7 protein-coding genes are annotated in these 6,251 nt (G+C 66.6%); 6 read left to right on the forward strand and 1 reads right to left on the reverse strand.

Features of this window, described 5'->3' with window-relative positions:
• From WBB14_RS16020 to WBB14_RS16045, 6 genes are all read left to right on the forward strand, one after another.
• Positions 1 to 584, forward strand: a 584-nt coding sequence (locus tag WBB14_RS16020) for an SRPBCC family protein (protein ID WP_424240714.1), incomplete at its 5' end; no start/stop codon positions are given.
• Between the two features lie 64 nt (positions 585 to 648).
• A complete protein-coding gene (locus tag WBB14_RS16025) occupies positions 649 to 1,674 on the forward strand; it encodes an ABC transporter substrate-binding protein (protein WP_424240715.1) in 1,026 nt (341 codons plus the stop codon).
• On the forward strand, positions 1,671 to 2,480 hold the full coding sequence (locus WBB14_RS16030; RefSeq protein ID WP_424240716.1) for an ABC transporter ATP-binding protein: 810 nt from the start codon (positions 1,671 to 1,673) through the stop codon (positions 2,478 to 2,480). Before WBB14_RS16025 ends, WBB14_RS16030 begins: the two co-directional genes overlap by 4 nt.
• Positions 2,477 to 3,253, forward strand: a complete 777-nt coding sequence (locus tag WBB14_RS16035) for an ABC transporter permease (protein ID WP_424240717.1) — start codon at positions 2,477 to 2,479, stop codon at positions 3,251 to 3,253. The genes WBB14_RS16030 and WBB14_RS16035 overlap by 4 nt, the downstream gene beginning before the upstream one ends.
• Before the next feature lie 75 nt (positions 3,254 to 3,328).
• Entirely contained in the window at positions 3,329 to 3,955 is a 627-nt protein-coding gene (locus WBB14_RS16040; protein WP_424240718.1) for a TRAP transporter small permease subunit, read from the forward strand.
• A gap of 2 nt (positions 3,956 to 3,957) precedes the next feature.
• Positions 3,958 to 5,616, forward strand: coding sequence for a TRAP transporter large permease (locus tag WBB14_RS16045; RefSeq protein ID WP_424240719.1), 1,659 nt, complete (start codon positions 3,958 to 3,960; stop codon positions 5,614 to 5,616).
• A gap of 35 nt (positions 5,617 to 5,651) precedes the next feature.
• Here WBB14_RS16045 and WBB14_RS16050 read toward each other — a convergent pair.
• Positions 5,652 to 6,251: class I SAM-dependent methyltransferase (locus WBB14_RS16050; RefSeq protein ID WP_424240720.1), on the reverse strand; the 600-nt coding region annotated here is incomplete at its 5' end.

Genomic DNA, 6,251 nt, shown 5'->3' on the forward strand with positions numbered 1-6,251 from the left:
CTGCCGCAGCGGGCAAGAAGGAAGGTCGCGGCAGCCAGATCGACGGGGGCTTCAAGGTGCCGTTCCCGGCCGCCGAGGTCTGGGCCTTCATGGTGGATCTGCCGGCGCTGGCCAGCTGCCTGCCGGGCGCCTCGATCGAAGAGCACGAGGGCGACCGCGTCAAGGGCAAGATCGCCATCAAGTTCGGTCCCATGTCCGCCGCCTTCAATGGCGCGGCCCGCCTGGAACGCGACGATGCCGCCATGCAGGCGGTGTTCCGCGGGGCAGGGCAGGACTCGCTCAGCCAGTCGCGCGCCAACGGCGACATCACCTATCGCCTGGAAGCGTTGTCGGCCACCGAGACGCAGGTCCACGTGAACCTGCTGTATTCGCTGCAGGGGCCGCTGGCGCAGTTTTCGCGGTCCGGCTTGGTGCAGGACTTCGTGCGCCGGATGATCGCGGACTTCGGCAACAACGTCACAGCCCGGCTGCGCCGGCCCGTCGCGGCGGGCGAGGCGCCGGCCCAGGCCAGCTTCAATCCCACGGCCATGTTCTTCAGCGTGCTGTGGGCGCGCATCAAGCGGTGGTTCGGCCGCGGCGACTGAACACGCCGTGGTACCGGCGGCCGCGGGCGCGGCCGCACAGTGGCGGCACATAACGGGGAAAATCATGCTCGCGGTATTCGCAAGGAATTGGCGCAACGCATTGTTGGGCCTGGCTGCTGTCGCGCTGAGCGCGCCCGCCTGGTCGCAGGCCCTGGAGCCGCTGCGGGTGCGGCTGGACTGGACGCCCTGGGGCGTGCACGGCGCATTCCACCTGGCGCAGCAGAAGGGCTGGTACAAGCAGGCCGGCCTGGACGTGTCGCTGGAGGACGGCAACGGTTCGGTGACGACGGTGCAGATTGTCGGCGCTGGCGACAGCTTCGACCTGGGGCATGCCGCCCTGGCCTCGGCCATGATCGCCCGCGAGAAAGGCATGCCGGTCAAGGCGGTGGCCGTGTTCGCCAGGCAGAGCGACATCGGGCTGCTGGTGCCTGCCGACGCCGGCATCACCGGGCCTGCACAGCTCAAGGGCAAGAAGGTGGCCTATACCGCAGGCTCGCTGGAAGCGCCGTTCATCGACGCCTTCCTGGCCGCCGGCAAGCTCAAGAAGAGCGATCTGGAATTGATCAACGTGGACGCCGCCAGCAAGGCGTCGACCTATGCGGTGGGACGGGCCGACGCGGCGTTCTCCACCATCCCGTTCTTTCTTCCCGTGGTCTCGCAGAACCGCCCCTCCAGCGCGGTGCGCTTCGCCGACTTCGGCCTGAACATGCCCAGCTTCGGCCTGTTCGCCAACGAATCCAAGCTGGCGCAGCGGCGCGATGCCATCGAGCGTTTCGCCAGCGTGAGCGCGCGCGCCTGGGAATACATCTATGCCGGCCACCAGGACGAGGCGGTCGCCGCCATCCTGGCGCAGCGGCCGCAGGCACGCCTGGACAAGAAGGTGCTGCGTGGGCAGATCGACGCCTTGCAACCGTACTTCGGCCAGCCGGCGGCGGGCGCGCGCCTGGGCGCGATCGTGCCGCAGGATTGGGCTCAGGCCGTCACGACCTTGTCGACGGTCGGGCTGATCAGCGCCAGCGCCCAGGCCTCTTCGTTCTATGCGCCCGATCTGGTGCATCCGGAACGCTACGACAGCCTGGTGCAGCCATGACGCAGTGGGCCGTGGCCGCAAGCGACGTGCGCAAGCGCTATCCCGGCGCCGCGGGCGTGGAGGCGCTGGCCTCGGTGTCGGTGGAAGTGCCGCGCGGCCGCTTCGTCAGCATCCTGGGACCGAGCGGCTGCGGCAAGAGCACCTTCCTGCGCTGCGTGGCCGGCCTGGAGACGGTCTCCAGCGGCGACTTGCGGGTAGAGGGCGTGCCGGTGCAGGGGCCGCCGGACGGCATGGGCATGGTGTTCCAGCGCGACGCGCTGCTGGAATGGCGTAGCGTGCGGCGCAATATCCTGCTGCCGGTGGAGCTCGCGCACAAGCCGGTGGCGGCCTATGCCGACAAGGTGCGCGCGTTGCTGGCCCTGACGGGCCTGGAGAAGTTTGCCGATAGCTACCCGCGCGAACTGTCCGGCGGCATGCGCCAGCGCGCCGCCATCTGCCGGGCGCTGGTGGACGATCCCAAACTGTTGTTGATGGACGAGCCCTTCGGCGCGCTGGACGCGCTGACGCGCGACCAGATGAACGTCGAACTGCAGCGGATCTGGCTGGAAACGCGCAACACGGTGCTGTTCGTGACGCACGGCATCGCCGAGGCGGTATTCCTGGGCGACGTGGTAATGGTGTTCTCGCCGCGCCCGGGCCGCATCCTCGAAACCATCGAGATCGACCTGCCGCGGCCCCGGCCGCTGGCGCTGCGCGAAACACCGCAATTCGGCGAGTATGTGCGGCACATCCGCGGCATGTTCCAGAACATGGGCCTGATAGACGAAGGCGCCCGCGCCGCGTCCGGCCTGGAGGCCGTCCGATGAGCGCGCTATTGAGACGGGCGGGCCGGCGCATGGCGGGGCTGGTGTCGGTACTGGCGTTCCTGCTGCTGTGGGAGGCGGGCGCCCGGATTTTTCATGTGCGGGCCATCATGCTGCCGCTGCCGGGCCAGGTGGCGCTGGAACTGGCGGCGGAATGGAGCTGGTACGCCGGCCATGCCGCCTACACGCTGATGACCACGCTGGCCGGCTTTGCGCTGGCGGTGCTGGCCGGCGTGGCGATTGCCGTCATGCTGGTGGGATCGCGCTGGTTCGAACGCTTCATCTATCCCCTGATCGTGGCCCTGAACAGCGTGCCCAAGGTCGCCATCGCGCCCTTGTTCGTGATCTGGATGGGCACGGGCGCAGAGCCCAAGATCGCCATCGCCTTCCTGATCGCCGTGTTCGCGATGATCGTGGACACCGTCCACGGTCTGCGCTCGGTGCCGCAGGACGTGCTGGACTTGGGCCGCGTGCTGAAGGCGTCACGCCGCGATTTCTTTTTCAAGGTGCGGCTGCCCAGCGCGCTGCCCTCGATCCTGGCGGGCATGAAGGTCTCGATCTCGCTGGCCCTGGTCGGCGCCATCGTCGGCGAATTCGTGTCGTCGCAGCGGGGCTTGGGCTACGTGATCATGAGCGCCCAAGGCACTTTCGATACGGTGCGGGTATTCGCCGCGATCTTCATGCTGGCCCTGATGGGCATGCTGCTGTTCGCCTTGCTGGTGTGGCTGGAACGGCGGCTGACGCCCTGGCTGCGGCACCACCGCGAAGACGACTGATTCGGTTCAAGCCCGGGGCACCACGGGCTGGATGTAGGGCAGGTGCGTGATTAGAAACAATTCTGGGGAAAACAGATGCAAGCACTACTCGCCTTGTCGCGTGGCATAGACGCGATCAATCTGCGCATGGGCCGGGTCGTGTCCTGGGTCACGCTGCTGGTGGTCCTGGTCAGCGCCGGCAACGCCATCATGCGCAAGGTCTTCCACGACAGCTCCAATGCCTGGCTGGAACTGCAGTGGTACATGTTCGGCGCCATGTTCCTGCTGACTGCGGGCTACACGCTGCTGAAAAACGACCACGTCAGGGTGGACATCATTTCCTCGCGGCTGTCGCGCCGCGCCCAGATCGGGATCGAGATCTTCGGCGTGCTGTTCTTCCTGCTGCCGGCCTGCTTGCTGATCATGTACCTGTCGTGGCCGGTGTTCATGGATTCGTACCTCAGCAACGAGCACTCCTCCAACTCGGGCGGGCTGATCCGCTGGCCGGTCAAGCTGCTGATTCCGGTGGGCTTTGCGCTGCTGGTGCTGGCCGGCGTGTCACACCTCATCAAGTGCGTGGGCTTCCTGATGGGACGCTGCCGCGATCCGCGCGAACGCGAAGGCGCCAGGAGCGCCGAGGAAGATCTGGCAGAAGAGATCGCCCGCGAGGCGCAGGCGCGCGAAGCGGCCGCGCAGAACGAATCGGACAAGAAGGGTCGCTGATCATGGAGTTTCTCATTGCCAATCTGGCGCCGATCATGTTCGCGACGCTGATCATCTTTCTGCTGCTGGGCTTTCCCGTCGCGTTCGCGCTGGCGGCCAATGGCATCCTGTTCGGTCTGGTCGGCATGGAGCTGGGCCTGCTCAATTCCTCGCTGTTCCAGGCGCTGCCGCAGCGGGTGTTTGGCATCATTTCCAACGACACGCTGCTGGCCGTGCCATTCTTCACGTTGATGGGACTGGTGCTGGAGCGGTCCGGCATGGCCGAGGACCTGCTGGAGACCATCGGCCAGCTGTTCGGCTCGATCCGCGGCGGCCTGGCCATCGCGGTGGTCTTCGTGGGCGCGATGTTGGCCGCGACCACGGGCGTGGTGTCGGCGTCGGTCATCTCCATGGGGCTGATTTCGCTGCCCATCATGCTGCGCAACGGTTATGACCGGAAGCTGGCCAGCGGCGTGATCGCCGCGTCCGGCACGCTGTCGCAGATCATTCCGCCCTCGCTGGTGCTGATCATCCTGGCGGACCAGCTTGGACGATCGATCGGCGACATGTACCGCGCGGCCATGGTGCCGGGCTTCATCCTGGCTGGCCTGTACATCGTCTACGTCGTCATCATGAGCCTGCTGAAACCGGCCTCGGCGCCCGCGCTGCCCGAAGAGGCGCGCCGCTTCCAGGAGCCCAATGGCGGCCGCGGCGGACGTTCGCTGCTGGTGCTGATGACGATTTCCGCCGTGTCGGCCTATTTCCTGGGCCGCTGGGTCGAGAACCACACGGCACCCATGGACGAGCGCATCGTGGTGGCGCTGTTATTTTGGGGCGCCACGGCCTTTGTCATCGCGCTGGTCAACAAGGCGCTGGGCCTGGGCCTGTTGTCGGCACTGGCTGAACGCGTGACCTTCGTGATGATTCCGCCGCTGGCGCTGATCTTCCTGGTGCTGGGCACCATCTTCATTGGCGTGGCCACGCCGACCGAGGGCGGCGCCATGGGCGCGGTGGGCGCAATCCTGATGGCGGTGGCGCGCCGCCGCCTTTCGCTGAATCTGCTCAAGCAGGCCATGGACACCACCACCAAGCTGTCTTGCTTCGTGGTGTTCATCCTGGTGGGTTCCACCGTTTTTGGCCTGACCTTCCGCGCCGTCAACGGCGACCTGTGGGTCGAGCATCTGCTGACCGGCCTGCCGGGCGGGCAGTGGGGCTTCCTGATCGTGGTCAGCATCCTGACCTTCGTGCTGGCCTTTTTCCTGGACTTCTTCGAACTGGCGTTCATCATCGTGCCGCTGCTGGGGCCGGTGGCCGACAAGCTGGGCATAGACCTGATCTGGTTCGGCGTGATCCTGGCCGTCAACATGCAGACCTCGTTCATGCATCCGCCCTTCGGCTTCGCGCTGTTCTATCTGCGATCGGTGGCGCCGCGGGACCGCTACAAGGACAGGGTCACGGGCAAGATGATCGAACCCGTCACCACCGGACAGATCTACTGGGGCTCGGTGCCGTTCATCGTGATCCAGCTGTTGATGGTCGCAGCCGTGATGGCCTTCCCGGGCATGGTGATGCACTACAAGGGAACGGCCGCCGTCGTCGATCCGAGTTCGGTCTCGCTGGAGGTCGGGGGTAGCGGTTACGGCGCCAGCGCCTACGGGACGGATTCCAACCCGTTCAAGTGATACGCAAGGGGCGCCCAAGCGGCGCCCCTTGGCCCTCAGGGCTTGACGGCGTGCGTCGCCAGGAAGGTCGGCAGGAATCGGTCGATCAGGAACCGCGGCTGGGGCTGTTCATCCTCATAAAACCCTTTGAGCAGGAACCCGGCGTCCAACTGGCCGCCGATCTGCTCGCCCAGGCTGTGTCCGAATACCAGGGCATCCCCCCGGTCTTGCTTCTCGGCCAACTCCGACGCAGTCAGGTCGCGCACATCCGAGTAGGGCAACTTGAAGCGCGGGCGGATCAAGCCCTGTTCCGCCAGCTCCGGCGCGCGGTCGCCGACGAACACGACCGGGTTGTAGAAGCTGCTGAGCAGCCTGCCGCCATGCTTGAGCACCCTGAAGCACTCGCGCCACACGGGCCGCACGTCGGGCACATACAGGTTGGAGATCGGATGCACGATGCCGTCGAAGGACGCGTCTGCAAAGGCCGAGAGATCGCGCATGTCGCCCTGCACGGCCTTGAGCGCCAGGCCATCGCGGCGCGCGACCATTTCGTCCTGGGCCAACTGTAGCGGCGACGCGTCGAACACGGTCACGTCGGCGCCGGCGGCGGCCAGCACGGGCGCCTGCTGGCCGCCGGCCGAGGCCAGGCACAGGAT

The organism is Achromobacter sp., assembly GCF_049647645.1.
Taxonomy (GTDB): Bacteria; Pseudomonadota; Gammaproteobacteria; order Burkholderiales; family Burkholderiaceae_B; genus Achromobacter.